The organism is Roseovarius faecimaris, assembly GCF_009762325.1.
In the GTDB taxonomy this organism is placed as follows: domain Bacteria; phylum Pseudomonadota; class Alphaproteobacteria; order Rhodobacterales; family Rhodobacteraceae; genus Roseovarius; species Roseovarius faecimaris.
On record NZ_CP034348.1, the window covers coordinates 3,310,558 to 3,328,460 of the forward strand.

Below are 17,903 nucleotides of genomic sequence, written 5' to 3' on the forward strand. Positions count from 1 at the left end.
GCGTCAATCACTCGCTTGAGGCGACAACGCCCACAATCGGCCCCATTGGAAAGCCGCCGTCGCTCCGGCCGATCCCCGGCGCATAAAGCCGTGAGATATTCCCGTCGAAATAGAGCGCCTGCGGCACCTTCAGCACCTCTTTGAAGAGGCTACCAAAAGTGTAAAAATTCACGGCCGCTTGCGAGATGACGAAATAGGCCGTCTTGCCATCCGCCGTGGTGCCCACCCCATTGCGGATATACGTGCTGTCGCTCTGCTTCAGGAAGCGCGGGTGAAGCGCACCATCAATCACCAGCATCGGCCCCGACTGACTGGCATACCGGCAGGCGGGGCGCTCTCGCAGAAACCGCCGGGTTTCGATCACCCTCGCGACGCCGTCGCTCACACAGAAGATACCGTTGGGCAGAAGTCCGAAATTCCCAGGTCCATCGCTGCTGATCACGGGGCTGCGTTCCTGACCGTCCTCGACATAATGGCCGACAGGGCTGCGGTCAGCGTGATACATGCCAGCGTTCATCGCAAAGGCGAGCCGCTCTCCCCCCGCGCCAAGCCGGGCCTCGACATTCTCAAAACTGCCCAGGGGGCGGCCTGTCTCCGGGTCCGTCAGGAAAAGCCGGAGATCCTCGGTGGCAGTGTTCACTTCGCACAAGGTGAACACCTGGTCCTGAAACCGCAGATCGCGGCACTCGACCGCAGCGGCGGGCAGGGCCAGAAGCATCAGCGCCGAGACGAGCCAGCGCATCGGTTATTCCTCGATGTCCCGGCGCACTTCCTCCTGTGCGAACAGGCGGCGTGCTTCATCCATCTGGTCAAAGGTCGTGTCATGGCGAAAGCGCAGATCCGGGGCGTATTTGAGTGCCAGCGTCTTGCCGATGATCCGGCGCAGCTCAGGCTTATTGCGCGCCAGAAACGGAATCAGATCCGCCTCGCCCGCGCCGCCCAGGGCGCTGACATAGGCGGTGGCCACCTTGAGGTCGGGCGACATCCGCACTTCACCGACCGTGACCGAAAGCCGGTTGAGCTCAGGGTCATGCACGTCGCCGCGCGTCAGCACCTCCGACAAGGCGCGCCGGATCAGCTCTCCCACGCGCAACTGGCGCTGGGAGGGACCGGGTCCGTCATGAAACTTGTTCTTTGCCATGGGCTGCATCTAAGCGGTGCGCCCTGATTTGCCAAGCGATAACCCCGCAGATCGGGCGCTCTGCGCGCGCATCCTGGCTTTGACGGGGGTTTTTCTGACCAGAACTTGCTGGCAATTCGGCAGATTGACGATTGTCTGACACTGGCGGTCCGGGCTATGGAATGCGCGGCAAAAAGGGAGAAAGAGATGACCGACAGCCCCGGGATCGTCGTCACAGGAGCATCCGGCCGCATGGGCCAGATGCTGATCCGGACCATTCAGGACAGCAGCAAGGCGCGGCTCGTGGGGGCTGTGGAGCGCGAAGGCCACGCCTGGATCGGACAGGATATTGGCGCGGCGATGGGCGGGCCCGAGACCGGAGTGACGGTCACGGATGACCCGCTTGAGGCATTTGCCAGCGCACAGGCGGTAATCGACTTCACCTCACCTGCCGCCACTGTCGCCTTCGCCGGGCTGGCCGCTCAGGCGCGGGCGGTGCATGTCATCGGCACCACTGGCATGACGGACGAGGACCTGGCGCGCATTCATGTGGCCGCGCGCCACGCGACCATTATCCGTGCGGGCAACATGAGCCTTGGCGTAAATCTGCTGGTGCAACTGACCAAACAGGTCGCCGCAGCACTCGATGAAGACTATGATATCGAGATCATCGAGGCCCATCACAATCAGAAGGTCGATGCCCCTTCCGGCACCGCGCTGATGTTGGGGGAAGCGGCCGCTGACGGGCGGGGAGTGGATCTTGGCGCGGTCTCGGACCGGGGTCGCGATGGGATTACCGGCAAGCGTGAACGCGGCCATATCGGCTTCACCGCTATCCGCGGCGGCGATATCGTCGGAGAACACGATGTGCTCTTTGCCGCAGCAGGAGAGCGCATCACCCTGCGCCATGTTGCCAGCGACCGTGCGGTCTTTGCGCGCGGCGCGCTGAAGGCAGCGCTGTGGGGGCTGGGACGCAAGCCGGGTGAATATGACATGCTGGACGTGCTGGGCCTGAAATAAATTTTCTTCACCAGGTGATCCAACCTCGGGCCTCTTGCGTATTTCGTTGGTGTACGCCTGAGGAGCCTATGCCATGCGCTACGTTCTCACTGCTGTCTTTGTCGGTCTGTTTGCCCTGCCCGCACAGGCCGATGGCTTTTACAAGGTCGATGACCGCAACACCTTCGTGTCTTTGCTGGATGGCCGGGAACTGACCCGTGTCGGCATCAAACTTCGGGTCACTCCTGATGGTCAGATTCAGGGTCGGGCGTTCGGATATGATGTCACCGGCTCCTGGTCGTGGAATTCGGGCTATTTCTGCCGGGACCTGTACTGGGGCGGAGATGATCTGGGACAGAATTGCCAGGAAGTGAAAGTGCAGGGAGACACGCTGCGTTTCACCTCTGATCGGGGGGTGGGCGATTCTGCGGACTTGCGACTGAAGTAAACCGGCGCGCGCAGGCCTAAGACTGGGCGCGAGGCCCTCGCAGCCCCGACGACCTGCGGCTTTATCCGAAAAAAACGCTGAGGCGCTTTGCAGGATCTGAGGCGACACGCCTCAGAAATCTATGGCCAGGCCTTTTTTCTCCCAATCGCCATAACGCACGGGTTCCAGCCCTTCGCGGCGGCCGCCCAATTCTTTGGGCAGATCCAGCGCGGCAGCCTTGGCGCGGCGTTCCTCGGCCTCTGCCAGGGCACGGAGGGCTTCCGGTGGCAGGTCTTTTCGGTCGGTATCGCTCATGGCGCGGGTTCCTTTGTGGTCTGACCCTTGATATACGCGCGCATCCCGCCCCGGCAAGGAGCCCAATCGCCACATGCCCCCACTGCCCCCCTCTGCACGCCACAAGGCTGCCGTTCTGCTTGACCAGATCATCGGCGAAGGTCGGCTGATGCCGGAACTCATCGCCTCGGGTACGCTCGACCGCCTGCCCCCCGAGGACCGCGCCCGTGCGCAACGCCTCGCCATGGACACGTTGCGGGGCATGGAGCGGGCGGACCGGATTCTGTCGAAGTTCCTCCGCAAACCCCCGCCCCTGACCGTGCATAACCTGTTACGCGTGGGGACTGTGGAACTCTGCACCGGGGGGGATGCGCACGGGGTTGTCAACGATATGGTTGCCATCATCGGGCGACACCGACGCTACGGCAATCTCAAGGGGTTGATGAATGCGGTTCTGCGCAAGGTGGCCGAGGATGGGCCGCGCAAATGGCATGACCTGCGCATTCCGCGGTTACGCAACTGGCTTCGGGAGCCGCTGGTGAAAGCCTATGGGCAAGGCGTGATGAACGCGATGGAGAAGGTTCACTTTGCCGGTGCGCCGCTTGACCTCACGGCGAAAGGCGATCCCGATGCCTTGGCAAAGGCAACCGGCGGCACGGTTCTTCCGACGGGAACCGTCCGCCTACGGGAAGCGGGACAGGTCTCGGCCCTGCCCGGCTATGATGCGGGCGACTGGTGGGTACAGGACGCCGCGGCGGCAATCCCCGCCAAGGTTCTGGACCCCAAACCGGGCGAGGCGATCCTCGACCTCTGCGCGGCGCCTGGCGGCAAGACGCTTCAACTGGCCGCCGCTGGCGCGACGGTCACGGCGCTCGACGTCTCCGCGACACGGATGGAACGGGTGACGCAGAACCTCGCGCGTACCGGTCTCACGGCCGCCTGCCTGACCGAGGATGCGCTGACCCATTCGGGCGGGCCGTATGATGCGATTTTGCTGGATGCCCCCTGTTCGGCCACCGGCACGATCCGACGGCACCCGGATTTGCCCTTCGCCAAGGATGGCAGTGAATTCGGGGCGCTCATCGACCTCCAGCAGGCCATGCTCGACCATGCGCTGAGCCTTCTGAAACCGGGCGGGCGCCTTGTCTATTGCACCTGCTCGCTCTTGCCGGATGAGGGGGAAGTGCAGATAGAGGATGCGCTGGCGCGGCATCCGGGCCTCGTTGCGGATCGCGCGGCGCTTGAGCGCCCGGGCATTGATCCGGCCTGGATCACCGAAGAAGGCGGATTGCGCCTGCGTCCCGATTACTGGGCCGACCGTGGCGGGATGGACGGGTTCTATATCTCCGTCCTGCGCCGGGAACCGCCGAAGGACAACTAAGCTGCATTCTGGCGGTGACTTGCGCCGCTGGCACCTCTATATTGGCCGAAACAACGCCGTAAAGAGCGTCACGAGGCTAGGCAGATGGTTTCAGCGGATCCACAGGATATCTCGGCGCGCTGGTCGCATTTTCTGAACCGTCTGCATGCGCGGCGGGCCACCTGGGCACGTCCGGCGACCGCCTTCATCTCTCAGCCCGAGCCGCGCACGATCGGCAGTTTTGCCCGTGGGCGCCAGTTGAGTGCCGGTAACTTCGTCTTTGGCGGCGCGTTGTTGCAGGCGCCGGGCGTGGATATGTGGGAACTCAAGCCGCCCAATGCTGAATTCGAAGCCGAGCAGCACGGCTTTGGCTGGCTCGACGACCTCGCCGCGGCAGGTGATGCCCCGGCCCGCAAAGCCGCACAGCGCTGGACAATCGACTGGATCGCCCGATACGGCGGCGCACGCGGTCCCGGCTGGACGCCTGAACTCACCGGGCGGCGACTGATCCGCTGGATCACCCATGCGCTGTTTCTGCTGAACGGCGTGGAAAGTGCGGAATCCGAAGCCTTCATGCGCTCCCTGGGCCAGCAGACGCTGTTTCTCTCCCGCCGCTGGAAAGCCTCTCCGCCGGGCCTGTCGCGATTCGAGGCCCTCACCGGCATGATCTATGCAGGGCTGTCGCTGGAAGGGATGGAAGGACATGTCGCCCCGGCGCTGGCGGCCCTCGCCCGTGAATGCGATTCCCAGATCGACAGCCAGGGCGGTCTGCCCACACGCAACCCCGAGGAGTTGCTGGAGGTCTTCACCCTGCTCACCTGGGCCGCTCTCGCTCTATCGGAGACGGGCCACACGCCAGGGAATGCCCATTGGAGCGCGATCGAGCGCATCGCCCCCACCCTGCGGACCCTGCGCCATGCCGATGGCGGGCTTGCGCGCTTCCATGGCGGTGGGCGGGGGCTCGAAGGGCGGCTCGATGGCGCGCTGGCCACCAGCGGCGTGAAATCGCGGGCCGCGGATGGGCTGGCCATGGGATTTGCCCGGCTCAGCGCGGGGCGCACCAGTGTCATCATAGACGCAAGCCAACCCCCCAAGGGGCGCGCCTCGGTGGGTGCGCACGCCTCGACGCTGGCCTTCGAACTGACCTCGGGACGGCGGCCGGTGATCGTCAACTGCGGCTCGGGGGCAAGTTTCGGCCCCGAATGGAGGCGCGCGGGCCGCGCCACGCCGTCGCATTCCACGTTGATCCTCGACGGGCGCTCCAGCTCGACGCTCGGCGCGAAAGGCCAGGCACGGGACTGGCTGCATGACACCCCTCGCAACGTACAGATCGAGATCAGCCAGGCGCAGGACGGGTTGCGCTTCGAAGGGGGACAGGACGGGTATCGCCGCAAATATGGCCTGACGCATGTGCGCAAGATCGAAATGACCTTTGACGGGCGTGGCATGGCATCAGAGGACATGCTGGTCACACTCACCGACGAAGACCGCACACGGTTCGATGCCGCCCTTGACCGATCAAGCCTGCAGGGCATTCCCTTTGACATCCGCTTTCACCTGCACCCGGATGTCGATGCCTCCATCGATATGGGCGGGACGGCTGTCTCGCTGGCGCTGAAAAGCGGAGAAATCTGGATTTTCCGCACCGATGGCGTGGCCCAGATGTCGGTTGAACCGAGTGTCTATCTGGAAAAGCTGCGGCTGAAGCCACGTGCGACAAAGCAGATCGTTCTCTCCGGGCGGATAATGCAGTATGCGAGCCGTGTCAGATGGTCCCTGGCCAAGGCACAGGAAACGCCGGTCAGCATCCGCGACCTCGCGGTGGATGAGTTGGACCCTCTGGCCGAAGACTGATAGCTGACGCCTGACACCACTTGAGGGACCTGATCCAGACATGACCGAGTTTGCACCGCTGACCCGCGCGCTCCTTTCCGTATCCGACAAGACCGGCCTTATCGAGCTCGGCCGGGCGCTGGCCAAGCGCGGCGTCGAACTGCTCTCGACCGGCGGCAGCGCCAAGGCCCTGCGGGACGCCGGGCTGGAGGTGCGGGATGTTGCGGAGGTTACCGGCTTTCCCGAGATGATGGATGGCCGGGTCAAGACGCTGCACCCTATGGTGCATGGTGGCCTTCTGGCGCTGCGTGACAACGCCGACCACAAGGCCGCGATGGACGAGCACGGCATCGGCCCGATCGACCTGCTTGTGGTCAATCTTTATCCCTTCGAGGAAACCGTTGCCAAGGGCGCCGACTATGACACCTGTGTCGAAAACATCGACATCGGCGGCCCGGCGATGATCCGCGCGGCGGCAAAGAACCATGCCTTCGTGACCGTGGTCGTCGACGTGGAGGATTACGACGCCGTTATCGGCGACCTGGATCAGCATGGCGGCAAGACCTGTCCCAAGTTCCGCAAGAAACTGGCGCAGAAGGCCTATGCCCGCACGGCAGCCTATGACGCGGCCGTCTCGAACTGGATGGCTGGGGCGGTGGGAATCGAAACACCCAAACGCCGCGCGGTAGCGGGCACTCTGGCGCAATCCCTGCGCTACGGCGAGAACCCGCATCAGAATGCCGCGTTCTACGTGGATGGCTCTGACCGGCCCGGTGTGGCGACCGCCACCCAGCATCAGGGCAAGGAGCTGAGCTACAACAACATCAACGACACCGACGCCGCGTTTGAACTGGTGAGCGAGTTCGACCCGGCCGAGGGACCGGCAGTGGCGATCATCAAACATGCCAACCCCTGTGGCGTGGCGCGTGGCGAAAGCCTGGTTGAGGCCTACAAGAAAGCGTTTGACTGCGACCGCACCTCTGCGTTCGGCGGGATCATCGCGCTCAATCAACCGCTCGATGGCCCTACCGCCGAAGAAATATCGGGCATCTTCACCGAAGTGGTGATCGCGCCCGGTGCAGACGCCGATGCCATGAGTATCTTTGCCAAGAAGAAGAACCTGCGTCTGCTCACCACCCAGGGATTGGCGGACCCGGGTGCCGCGGGCATGATGCTCAAGCAGGTCTCGGGCGGCTACCTGGTTCAGGACAAGGATAACGGGCGGCTCAACGCAGATGACCTGCGCGTTGTCACGAAACGCCAGCCGAGCGCGGCCGAAATGGCCGATATGCTTTTTGCCTGGAAAGTCGCCAAACACGTGAAATCCAACGCGATTGTCTATGTGAAGGATGGCGCCACCGTGGGTGTCGGCGCAGGCCAGATGAGCCGGGTCGACAGCTGCCGGATCGCTGCGCGCAAGGCGCAGGACATGGCCGAGGCGCTTGGTCTGGCCACGCCGCTCACACAGGGCTCCGTGGTGGCGTCCGACGCCTTCTTCCCTTTTGCCGATGGGTTGCTCACGGCGGCCGAAGCAGGCGCCACCGCCGTGATCCACCCCGGCGGGTCGATGCGCGACGATGAGGTGATTGCCGCCGCTGACGAAGCCGGGCTGGCAATGGTCTTGACCGGGATGCGCCATTTCCGGCACTAAGACGCGAGAAAGCTAACGGGCCGCACCGAAGACGCGCCCGAGCCCGAGGAGAGCAGCATGCGCACCGTGTTCTGGGTGGCGGTCATCATATTCCTGTCGGACCAGGCCACGAAATATTACGTGGTGCATATGCTCAGCCTGGACCGTGTACTGGCGATCAATGTGTGGGATCCGTATTTCAACCTGCGCATGGCCTGGAATTACGGGATCAATTTTGGCCTTCTGTCTCTCGACAGCGCCGAACAGCGCGAGATGATGCGCTGGGTGCTGATCGGCGTGGCCCTGACGATCGCCGCCGCAGTCCTGTGGTGGATATACAGGGAGCCAGGTAGCTTGTGGCACCGGATCGCCGCCGGGTTTCTGGTGGGCGGTGCGCTTGGCAATGTGGTGGACCGGGTACTCTATGGCGCGGTGGCGGATTTCATCAATATGTCCTGCTGCGGGGTACAGAACCCCTATGCCTTCAACATTGCCGATATCGCGGTCTTTATCGGTGCGTTTGGGCTGGTGGTGCTGCCGCATAATGAAAAGGCCGCGTGACCTTGCCGCAATCATGGGGTAAACCGAGGCGGAACGACGTGGGAGAGTGGCGATGAGGATGCCGCGAAACGCTTTGATTTTGTCCGTGCTGGTGCTCAGCCTTGCTGCCTGCGGGCAGCGCGATAAGGATATCCAGCTTCGCAAGATCAAGCATACGGGCAATGGCCCGGATGAGTTCTCTATCATCCCAGGCAAGCCGCTGCAGCCGCCGGAGGACTTTTCGAGTCTTCCGACACCGACCCCGGGCGGGTCCAACCTGACCGATCAGAACCCGCGCGGCGATGGCGTGGCGGCCCTGGGCGGCAATCCCGGTGCCCTGGTGGCCAGCGGCGTCTCCAGTGCGGACGGCGCTTTGGTCAATTACACCGGCCGTTATGGCACTGCGGCCAATATCCGCGAGACGCTGCGTGTTGAGGACAAGGAAGTCCGCCGCCGTCACGGCCGTGTGAATATCCTCAATATCGGCCCCAATGACGATTATACCAACGCCTATCGTCGGCAATGGCTGGATGCCTATGCCGAATATGAACGCCTTCGCCGGGCTGGTGTCACGACACCTTCTGCGCCGCCAGAAGAGTAACCCAAACGCTTCACAGACATGTCAACGCGCTTGATTGCGCGGCCGCTTGGCGTATCTACTCATCAGTGCCGTGCTCATGAAGGAGTAACAGATGCGCCTTTTGATTGTTTTCCTTGGCCTTGCTTTGGCTTTTGCCCGCCCCCTTTGGGCCGCTGGCGATGTGACCACCTACACACTCGACAACGGCATGGAGGTCGTTGTGGTCGAGGACCACCGCGCGCCGGTGGTGGTGCATATGGTCTGGTATCGGGCAGGCTCCGCCGATGAGCAGCCCGGGGTCTCCGGTGTCGCGCATTTTCTTGAGCATCTCCTGTTCAAGGGCACCAAAACCATGGAACCTGGTGAGTTTTCGGCCACGGTGATGCGCAATGGTGGGTCGGACAACGCCTTCACCAGCTACGATTACACCGCCTATTTTCAGCGTATCGCCTCGGACCGGCTTGAACTGATGATGAAGATGGAGAGCGACCGGATGGTCAATATCCAGCTCGACGAAGACGACATCCTGACCGAGCGCGATGTGATCATCGAAGAACGCAACCAGCGCGTCGAAAACGACCCGTTCAGCCTGTTCCGCGAGCAGAAGAACGCAGCGCAATACCTCAACCATCGCTATGGCGTGCCGGTCATCGGCTGGCGGCACGAGATGGAAGCCCTGGACCTCGACGATGCGCTCGCCTTCTACCGCGAGTATTACGCGCCCAACAATGCCATCCTCGTGGTCGCTGGCGATGTGAACCCCGAGGAGGTTCGGACGCTGGCGGAGAAATACTATGGCGTCCTGCCGCCGAACCCCGATCTGAAACCCCGCGCGCGCCCGCAGGAGCCGCCCCAGACCGCAGAACGGCGGTTGATATTCAAGGATGCGCGCGTCTCTCAACCTTATGTCAGCCGCTCCTATACAGCACCCGAACGCGACCCCGGCGCACAGGAGAAGGCCGCCGCATTGACCATGCTTGCCAATATCCTGGGTGGCGGCCCGAATTCGGTCCTGACCGAGAAGCTCCAGTTCGAAAGCAAGAAAGCCGTGTTCTCAGCGGTCTGGTACAATGACCTGTCGCTGGATGATACCAAGTTCACCCTCATCGTCGCGCCGGCCGAAGGGGTCAGCCTGCAAGAGGCCGAGGACGCCATGGATCAGGCGATCGCCGAGTTCATGGAAGAAGGCGTGGACCCCGAAGACCTGGAACGGATCCGCAATCAGATCAAGGCCGAGCGCATCTATGAGCGCGACGATGTTGGCTCCATCGGCGATGAATATGGCCGCGCCCTGTCGCAGGGCCTGACCGTGGCCGATGTTCAGGCGTGGCCCGGGCTGGTCCAGTCCGTGACAGAGGATAATATCATGGCGGCCGCGCGCGATGTGTTCGACCGCGACCGTTCCGTAACAGGCTGGCTGATGGCACCGGAGGCAACCCAATGATCCGCACTGCGCTTACTGTTCTGGCCGCGCTGGCCGCCTTCACCCTGCCTGCGCGGGCAGAGATCAACATCAAGGAAATCACCACCCCCGGCGGCATCGAGGCCTGGCTGGTCGAAGAACACGCCATTCCCTTCATTGCGCTTGAACTGAAATTCCGGGGCGGTGCAGGGCTCGACACCCCTGACAAGCTGGGCATGGTGCACCTGATGACTGTGCTGCTCGAAGAAGGGGCCGGAGACCGCGATGCGCGCGAATTTGCCAAGGCGCGCGACACTCTGGCCAGCTCGATCTCGTTCAGCGTGGACCATGATACCATCTCGGTCTCGACCCGCTTTCTGACGGAAAATACCGAGGAAACGATGGCTCTGCTGCGCGATGCCCTGACTGCGCCGCAGTTCAACGACGAAGCTCTGGAACGCGTGCGCGCGCAGGTCTTGTCGGTGCTTCAATCCGATCTCAAGGATCCCGAAGAGCTGGCCAACCTCTACTATTACCGCGATATCTTCGGTGATCACCCCTATGCCTTTCCGATGAATGGCACGCTGGAAACCGTTGCTGCGCTGACACGCGACGACCTGGTTGGCGCCCTGGAAAAGGCGATCACCCGCGACCGTGTTTATGTCGGCGCAGTGGGCGATATCACGGCCGAGGAATTGAGCACGCTGCTCGATAACTTGCTTGAAGGTCTTCCCGAAAGCGGCCCGGACCTGCCTCAAATGGCAGAGCCCGACCTGCCCGGCGGCGTACGCGTCTACGAATTCGAAACACCTCAATCGGTGGTACGCTTCGCGCAGCCGGGGATTGACCGCGATCACCCTGACTTTTTCGCGGCATATGTCCTTAATCACATTCTTGGTGGCGGTGGGTTCGAAAGCCGCCTGATGTCCGAAGTACGCGAGAAACGCGGGCTGACATACGGCGTGTATTCCTATCTCAGCATCCCCGACTACGCCAATCTCTGGGCCGGCGGCACCGCCTCGGCCAATGATCGGGTGGCCGAGACGATCCGCGTCATCCGTGAGGAATGGACCCGGATGCGTGATGAAGGCGTCACCGAAGAGGAACTGCGCGACGCGCAGACCTATCTGACCGGGGCCTATCCGCTGCGCTTTGACGGCAATGGGCCGATCGCCCGGATCGCGGTAAGCATGCAGCTTGATGACCTGCCCACCGATTATATCCGCACCCGGAATGACAAGGTGAACGCGGTGACACTGGAACAGATCAACCGCGTGGCGCGGGAACGTCTGGACCCTGACAAGCTGACCTTTTTCGTGGTGGGCCAACCCGAAGGTCTCGACACCACCACGCAATAGGACCGGCGCGATGATTCACATGCTCTCGGGCTTCAATCTCAAAGATGACGAAAGCCTTGAGACCTTTCGTGCCGACTATGCGGCTTTCGTGAAGGACTTAGAGGCGGCGGGCGTGATCGCCGGGGCCAGCCCGCTGGCACGCCGGGTGGCCGACACTCCGATGGACACGGTTGAGGACAACCCCCGGCAATACTTCTCGGTGCTCAGCTTTCGCGACCGTGCTCAGCTCGATGCGTCTTATGCTCATATCGAGGCCCGCGCGGCTCCGGGCACATCAAGCCACCTGACCATGTATCGCCGCCTGCGCGACACGGTGTTCACCTGCTGGGAAGACATGGGCTGAGCGCTGGGGCGCTCACTCATGCCGTCATTCGCCGTAGGGCACCCAGATATTCTTGACCGCAGTCGCCGCGCGCAGAAACGCCTCGCCCTCGGCCTGCGCGGTGTCGTACCAGTCGATCCGCGCGCTCTGCACCCAGGTCCGTTTCAGATTGCAGGCCGAAAGGCGCTCGACCGTTTCAGCGCCCTTGGGCGAACCATGATACCACAGTCCATCGACGCCATAGTGATCGGCGAGGGTGGCGCTCAGATCATCGCGCGGACCGGTCACGATGTTGACCACCCCGCCAGGAAGATCGGACGTATCCAGAACCTGGTAGAAATCCGTCGCGGCGAGAGGATGCGCCCCGGAGGGGATGGCAATCACCGCATTGCCCATGGCGATGGCCGGCGCAATGAGCGAAACCGCACCCAAAAGCGGTGCATCGTCCGGGGCCGCGATCCCGATGATGCCCACCGGTTCGTTCATCGCCAGCGCCAGCCCCCGTATTGGGACTGCATGCACCCTGCCATCATACTTGTCGGCCCACGCCGCATAGGTGAAAAACCGATCGACCGAAGCCGCGACTTCCCGACGTGCGGCACTGGCCGATATGCCCGTCATATGGCGCAGCCGCGCTGCAAATTCTTCGGCCCGAGCATCCAAGTTTTCACCGATGTAATAGAGGATTTGCGCACGCAGATGCGCGCTGCATTTGGCCCAGCCGGGTTGCGCCGCCGTGGCGGCTTCGACCGCATTGCGGATATCCTTGCGGCTGCCATGACCGACATGACCAATCAGCGCGCCATCGGGCGCGCGCACCTCAAGGCTCTGGCCATTGTCCGGCCGCGCCTGCTTTCCCCCGATATAGAGCTTGGCGGTGCGGTCCACACCGGTGCGCGGCCCTTCATAGCCGACGGGCTTTGTCGTCTTTAGCCGGGGTGCTACGGGTGTCGGAGCCGTCAGATAATCCAGTATCCCTTCGCGGCCTCCTTCGCGGCCAAACCCGCTTTCGCGGACCCCGCCAAAGCCCGCCGCCGCATCAAACTGGTTGGTGGCATTGACCCATACCACACCCGCCTTGATCTGCGGCGCGGTCCCAAGCGCAAGGTTGATATTCTCGGACCATATACTCGCGGCAAGTCCGTAGCGCGAATTGTTGGCCAGTTGCACCGCCTCGGCGGGCGTGCGGAATGTCATGGCCACCAGGACCGGGCCAAATATCTCTTCCTGCGCCAGGGTGTCGCTCGGCTCCACACCCGTCATCAGCGTGGCCGGGTAATAGCAGCCCGTTTCAGGCAGAGCGTGACCGGCCTGATGCAGAACAGCACCCTCTTCAACCCCGCGCGCCACCATCGCCTCCACCCGGGAAAGCTGCACCGGATCGACCATCGCGCCAATATCAATGCTCTTGTCGAGCGGATCGCCCAGCCGCAACCCCTCCATTCGGTTGCGTATCTTTCCATAGAAAGTCCCGGCAATCGACTCCTGCACCAATAGCCGCGAACCCGCACAGCACACCTGTCCCTGATTGAACCAGATCGCATCGACGATCCCCTCTACCGCGCTATCGAGATCGGCATCGTCAAACACGATGAAAGGTGACTTGCCACCCAGCTCCAGCGTCAGCCGCTTGCCCGAACCGGCCGTGACCTGACGCAGATGGCGGCCGACCTCGGTCGAGCCGGTAAAGGCGAGCTTGCCCACATCCTTGTGCCGGGCAATCGCCTCGCCCACGGGGCCATGCCCCGTCACGATATTGACCACCCCCGGCGGCAACCCGGCCTGCTGGCAAATCTCGGCAAAAAGCAGCGCGGTAAGCGAGGTGAATTCCGCCGGTTTCAGAACCACCGTATTTCCCGTGGCCAACGCCGGCGCGATTTTCCACGCAAGCATCAGCAGCGGAAAGTTCCACGGGATGATCTGACCCGCAACACCGATGGGCGTATGGCCCGGAAACTCCGCCTCCATCACCTGTGCCCACCCGGCATGATGATAGAAATGCCGGATGACCAGAGGAATATCCACGTCGCGGCTCTCGCGGATCGGCTTGCCATTATCGAGGCTTTCAAGCACCGCGAAGAGGCGCGCGTGCTTCTGCACCAGCCGCGCCAAAGCATAAAGGAACCGCGCACGACCAGCCCCGCCCAGCGCCGCCCACTCCGGTTGCGCCGCTTTCGCTGACGCGACGGCTCTGTTGACATCCGCCGGACGCGCCTCGGTCAATTCTGCAAGCCGTTTCCCAGTCGCAGGGTTGCGCGTCTCGAACAGATCCTTGCCGGGCTTCTTAAAAGCACCGTCGATGAACAGTCCGAACCGGCGGTCATGCGCCTCCAGCCAGTCCTGTGCCGGGGCGGGGCTTTCCGGGGCTTCGCCATACTCCAGCGTATGGAAAATATCCTTGACCGTCATCGTCCTCTCCTACCCCAGCCCGTGCCGGAACGCCGCCGAATAGCGCCCGGTCACATGGTGTTCCAATTGCCGCTCGATATCGCCCAGCAAACTCGACGCACCGAAACGGAAGAGATCCGGCGCAAGCCAGTCATTGCCGCGCTCTTCCTTCATCAGCGACATATAGACCAGCGCATCCTTGGCCTTTGAAATGCCGCCTGCCGGTTTGAACCCGATCCGATAGCCCGTGCGCGCCTCGTAATCCCGCGCCGTACGGACCATGGTCAGGCTCACCGGCAACGTCGCATTCACCGCCTCCTTGCCGGTCGATGTCTTGATGAAATCCGCGCCACCCATCATGCAGACCTGCGCCGCTCGCGCCACATTGCGCAGGCTGCCCAACTGTCCGGTGGCAAGGATCGCCTTCACATGTGCCTCGCCACAGGCCGCGCGAAAGGCGCGCATCTCGTTATACAGGGCCTGCCAGTCTCCGCGCAGCACATGGCGGCGCGAGATGACGATGTCGATCTCACGCGCACCCGCCGCAACCGAGGCTTCGATCTCTTTCACCCGCAGATCAAACGGCGATAACCCGTCAGGGAACCCCGTCGAGACCGCCGCGACCGGGATACCCGTGCCCTCCAGCGCCTCGACCGCCGTCGCGACCATCTCGTGATAGACACAGACCGCACCCGGCACGATGCGCAACTCCTCCACCCCAAGCGCCTCCACCAGATCGCGGCGCAGCGGATGGCGCGCCTTGGCACACAGGCGCCGGACCTTGCCCGGCGTGTCGTCACCGCTGAGCGTGGTTAGGTCAATGAGTGTGATCGCCCGCAAAAGCCACGCCGCCTGGTGCGCCTTCTTCACGCTGCGGCGTGCGCCCAACTGCGCGGCGCGGCGCTCGACGGCGGAGGTGTTCACCTGCACGGCATGGATGACATCAAGATCCAGCGGCGCACCTGGATTGCGCTCATGCTGCGCTGTGGTGGCAGGCAGATGCGCCTGTCCCAGTACCGTGCTGCTTTGCGTGGTGGTCATGTGACCCCTCCGATCTCGTCCAGAAAACTCTGACCGTGGCCTGTGTACTCCACCCCCAGATGTGCCGCGATACTGACGCCGATATCCGCCATATGCCTCAGCCCCAGGCCAGTCGTCCGCCGCCCACCCCGGATCAGCACCGGCACCCGTTCGCGCGTGTGGTCCTTGCCGCGCCAGGTCGGGTCATTCCCATGATCCGCCGACAGGATCAGCATATCGCCCGGACGTTGCGCTGCAAATAGCTCTGGCAGGCGGGCGTCCAGCGCCTCCAGCGCTGCGGCATACCCCAACGGGTCGCGCCCGTGGCCGTAAAGCGTGTCGAAATCCACATAGTTCGCAAACAGCAACCCGCCCTCGGGCAGATCGTCCATCGCTTCGACGGTCAGATCAAAAAGCGCATCGGTGCCAAAGGCCTTTCGGTTCTCGCTGATCCCGCGGTGGGCAAAGATATCGCCGATCTTGCCGATGGCGATCACCTCACGAGCGGCCTCCTGCAACCGGTCCAGAATGGTCGGTGCCTGTGGCGGCATGGTGAAATCGCGGCGGTTCCCCGTGCGCTCGAAATGGCCGTCCTTGCCGATAAAAGGCCGCGCGATAACGCGGCCGATCTTGTATCTGTCAGCGATCTTGCGCGTGACCTCGCAAAGCCGCATCAAACGATCAAGGCCGAACGCGTCTTCATGCGCCGCGATCTGCAAGACGGAATCGACCGAGGTGTAGACAATCGGTTTGCCGGTGCGCAGATGCTCCGCGCCCAGTGCATCGACAATCGCTGTGCCGCCCGCATGGCAATTGCCCAGCATTCCGGGCACGTCGCCGACCTCCATGATCTCAGCGATCAGCTCTGCCGGGAACGCGTTTTCCTGATCCGGAAACACGCGCGGCGGATCCATGACCGGACAACCCATGATCTCCCAATGGCCCGATGGCGTATCCTTGCCACGCCCGATCTCCGTGGCCGCGGCCCAGGCCCCGCGCAAGCCGTCAGGCGCGGCAAGGGGCGTGCCGTCAGCGCAGTCGAGCGCCTGCCAAAGCCCCAGCGACGCCATATGCGGAAGGTGCAGCGGGCCGGGGTCAGGCCGGGCCGGGCTCACCGCGCCAGAGGCACAGACCTCCGCAATATGGCCAAGCGTGTTGGCCCCCTCATCCCCGAACTCGCCCGCATCCGGTGCTCCGCCTATGCCGAAACTGTCGAGGATGATCAGGATCGCGCGCATCGCACGCTCAACCCCCGGTCCAGCGGTTCAGCGCGTCTTCGTCCTCGTCGCGCGCCGCGACCCAGCCGTCACTGTCGCTGGTATGCTCTTTCTTCCAGAAAGGCGCGCGGGATTTGAGGTAGTCCATCAGGAACTCCGCCGCCTCGAACGCATCCTTGCGATGGCGTGAGGCAGTGGCGACCATCATGATCATCTCATCCGCATGCAACCGGCCAAACCGGTGGATGATCATCACATCGCCGATCTGCCAGCGCGCCTGCGCCTCTGCGGCGATCTTCGACAATGCCTTTTCGGTCATCCCCGGATAATGCTCGATCTCCATCTCCCGCAGGCCACCGGCCACGTCGCGCACGATCCCGGTAAAAGTCACGACCGCACCCATGCCGCTTTGGCGCGTGGCGAACCCCTGCGCCTCCACGCCAAGGTCAAACGGCTCTTGCTGGACACGGATATCCATCGCTCAGCCCCCGGTCATCGGCGGGAAGAACGCCACCTCTCGCGCGCCTTTGAGGGGGGCATCAAACTCCGTCAGTTCCTGATCGACCGCCACGCGCAAGGCGCTCAGATCTTCAAACGCCGCCGCATAGCGTTCTTCGCGGCTGCGCAACTCTTCAACCAGCTCCATCACCGTCGCGGCTTGTGTGTCCACGCGGTCCTTCGGATGGCCGATCCGTTCACGCACCCAGGCGAAATACAGCACGTCAATCATGGCTTATCCTTCAGATATGGCAGGGCTTTCCGGAAATAATCCACCCCCGAAATTAGGGTCAGAAGCCCCGCGATCCACAACAGCCAGAGCCCCAGGCGCCCGGACCAGACCATCGCGTGATAGTAAAGGCGCAGATGATTCAGATCCTCGGTCTCGCCCATCATGATCTGATCCACCATCGCCTGATCCATGCCAAAAGAGCCCATGACGAGGTGATGCTCGAAAATCCCGCGCGAAAACAGCACGGCAATCGCTACCATCTGTGCCGTGGTCTTCCACTTGGCAAGCTTCGTGACCTTCAGCGTCCCCGCCGTATCCCCCAGGTATTCGCGCAGGCCCGAGACAAAGACCTCGCGAAACAGGATCACCGTCGCCGGCAAAACCAGCCACGGCGTCCAGTAAACATCCGAGAAGCCGACAATCACCATCAGTGCGATCACAACCATCGCCTTGTCGGCGATCGGGTCCAGCATGGTGCCAAGCTTGGTCGTCTGTTTCCAGGCCCGGGCGAGATAGCCGTCAAACCAGTCGGTCACCGCCGCGCTCACGAACAGAATCAGCGCAAACCAATCCGCCCAGGGGCGCGTGAAATAGAGGAACATCACAGCCACACCCGGAGCCGCGAGCAACCGCAGAAGCGTAAGGATATTCGGGATGGTCCATGTCATGCGCTATGCATATCG

19 protein-coding genes are annotated in these 17,903 nt (G+C 62.9%); 10 read left to right on the forward strand and 9 right to left on the reverse strand.

Translation table 11 applies throughout. From position 1 onward, the window contains the following. Positions 1-7: 7 nt before the first annotated feature. A complete protein-coding gene (locus EI983_RS16580) occupies positions 8-742 on the reverse strand; it encodes a phosphodiester glycosidase family protein (protein ID WP_157708459.1) in 735 nt (244 codons plus the stop codon). A 3-nt stretch (positions 743-745) separates the two neighbouring features. Then, positions 746-1,141: a 30S ribosome-binding factor RbfA gene (rbfA, locus tag EI983_RS16585; RefSeq protein ID WP_157708460.1), complete on the reverse strand. Its 396-nt coding sequence runs from the start codon at positions 1,139-1,141 to the stop codon at positions 746-748. Positions 1,142-1,327: 186 nt separating this feature from the next. On the opposite strand from rbfA, the gene dapB reads away from it, so the two are divergent. Both dapB and EI983_RS16595 read left to right on the forward strand, forming a co-directional pair. Then, entirely contained in the window at positions 1,328-2,140 is an 813-nt protein-coding gene (gene dapB, locus EI983_RS16590) for a 4-hydroxy-tetrahydrodipicolinate reductase (RefSeq protein WP_157708461.1), read from the forward strand. 73 nt (positions 2,141-2,213) lie between these two features. Next, on the forward strand, positions 2,214-2,567 hold the full coding sequence (locus tag EI983_RS16595) for a dihydrodipicolinate reductase (protein WP_157708462.1): 354 nt from the start codon (positions 2,214-2,216) through the stop codon (positions 2,565-2,567). Positions 2,568-2,678: 111 nt separating this feature from the next. On the opposite strand, the gene EI983_RS16600 is transcribed toward EI983_RS16595, so the two are convergent. Beyond that, on the reverse strand, positions 2,679-2,861 hold the full coding sequence (locus EI983_RS16600; protein ID WP_157708463.1) for a DUF1674 domain-containing protein: 183 nt from the start codon (positions 2,859-2,861) through the stop codon (positions 2,679-2,681). A gap of 73 nt (positions 2,862-2,934) precedes the next feature. Between EI983_RS16600 and EI983_RS16605 the strand changes: the two genes are divergently transcribed. The 8 genes from EI983_RS16605 to EI983_RS16640 all read left to right on the forward strand — a co-directional run bounded on the left by EI983_RS16605 (position 2,935) and on the right by EI983_RS16640 (position 11,886). After that, positions 2,935-4,221: an RsmB/NOP family class I SAM-dependent RNA methyltransferase gene (locus EI983_RS16605; protein WP_157708464.1), complete on the forward strand. Its 1,287-nt coding sequence runs from the start codon at positions 2,935-2,937 to the stop codon at positions 4,219-4,221. An 84-nt stretch (positions 4,222-4,305) separates the two neighbouring features. Further along, positions 4,306-6,054, forward strand: coding sequence for a heparinase II/III family protein (locus EI983_RS16610; protein ID WP_157708465.1), 1,749 nt, complete (start codon positions 4,306-4,308; stop codon positions 6,052-6,054). 40 nt (positions 6,055-6,094) lie between these two features. Next, on the forward strand, positions 6,095-7,684 hold the full coding sequence (purH, locus tag EI983_RS16615; protein WP_157708466.1) for a bifunctional phosphoribosylaminoimidazolecarboxamide formyltransferase/IMP cyclohydrolase: 1,590 nt from the start codon (positions 6,095-6,097) through the stop codon (positions 7,682-7,684). A 57-nt stretch (positions 7,685-7,741) separates the two neighbouring features. Beyond that, positions 7,742-8,224, forward strand: coding sequence for a signal peptidase II (lspA, locus tag EI983_RS16620; protein WP_157708467.1), 483 nt, complete (start codon positions 7,742-7,744; stop codon positions 8,222-8,224). A 52-nt stretch (positions 8,225-8,276) separates the two neighbouring features. Continuing rightward, positions 8,277-8,804 carry a DUF3035 domain-containing protein gene (locus EI983_RS16625; RefSeq protein ID WP_157708468.1) on the forward strand — a complete coding sequence of 176 codons (528 nt, stop codon included), beginning with the start codon at positions 8,277-8,279 and terminating at the stop codon, positions 8,802-8,804. A 91-nt stretch (positions 8,805-8,895) separates the two neighbouring features. Beyond that, the gene (locus EI983_RS16630; protein ID WP_157708469.1) at positions 8,896-10,227 is read left to right on the forward strand and encodes a M16 family metallopeptidase; all 1,332 of its coding nucleotides are present in this window, start codon (positions 8,896-8,898) and stop codon (positions 10,225-10,227) included. After that, positions 10,224-11,543 carry a M16 family metallopeptidase gene (locus tag EI983_RS16635; RefSeq protein ID WP_157708470.1) on the forward strand — a complete coding sequence of 440 codons (1,320 nt, stop codon included), beginning with the start codon at positions 10,224-10,226 and terminating at the stop codon, positions 11,541-11,543. Before EI983_RS16630 ends, EI983_RS16635 begins: the two co-directional genes overlap by 4 nt. A 10-nt stretch (positions 11,544-11,553) precedes the next feature. Next, positions 11,554-11,886, forward strand: a complete 333-nt coding sequence (locus EI983_RS16640) for a DUF6614 family protein (protein WP_157708471.1) — start codon at positions 11,554-11,556, stop codon at positions 11,884-11,886. 24 nt (positions 11,887-11,910) lie between these two features. Here EI983_RS16640 and EI983_RS16645 read toward each other — a convergent pair whose 3' ends face one another. Genes EI983_RS16645 through pgsA form a run of 6 tightly spaced genes read right to left on the reverse strand, consistent with a single transcriptional unit; the run spans position 11,911 to position 17,888 of the window. Beyond that, positions 11,911-14,274 carry an aldehyde dehydrogenase family protein gene (locus tag EI983_RS16645; protein ID WP_157708472.1) on the reverse strand — a complete coding sequence of 788 codons (2,364 nt, stop codon included), beginning with the start codon at positions 14,272-14,274 and terminating at the stop codon, positions 11,911-11,913. Positions 14,275-14,283: 9 nt separating this feature from the next. Further along, complete coding sequence (gene deoC / locus EI983_RS16650; RefSeq protein ID WP_157708473.1) at positions 14,284-15,294, reverse strand: deoxyribose-phosphate aldolase; 1,011 nt, start codon at positions 15,292-15,294, stop codon at positions 14,284-14,286. Beyond that, positions 15,291-16,511: a phosphopentomutase gene (locus EI983_RS16655; RefSeq protein WP_157708474.1), complete on the reverse strand. Its 1,221-nt coding sequence runs from the start codon at positions 16,509-16,511 to the stop codon at positions 15,291-15,293. Before EI983_RS16655 ends, deoC begins: the two co-directional genes overlap by 4 nt. A 7-nt stretch (positions 16,512-16,518) precedes the next feature. Further along, positions 16,519-16,968 carry a molybdenum cofactor biosynthesis protein MoaE gene (locus EI983_RS16660; RefSeq protein ID WP_157708475.1) on the reverse strand — a complete coding sequence of 150 codons (450 nt, stop codon included), beginning with the start codon at positions 16,966-16,968 and terminating at the stop codon, positions 16,519-16,521. Positions 16,969-16,971: 3 nt separating this feature from the next. Then, positions 16,972-17,220: a molybdopterin converting factor subunit 1 gene (gene moaD / locus EI983_RS16665; RefSeq protein WP_157708476.1), complete on the reverse strand. Its 249-nt coding sequence runs from the start codon at positions 17,218-17,220 to the stop codon at positions 16,972-16,974. Next, positions 17,217-17,888, reverse strand: a complete 672-nt coding sequence (pgsA, locus tag EI983_RS16670; RefSeq protein ID WP_157708477.1) for a CDP-diacylglycerol--glycerol-3-phosphate 3-phosphatidyltransferase — start codon at positions 17,886-17,888, stop codon at positions 17,217-17,219. Before pgsA ends, moaD begins: the two co-directional genes overlap by 4 nt. Positions 17,889-17,903 lie beyond the last annotated feature (15 nt).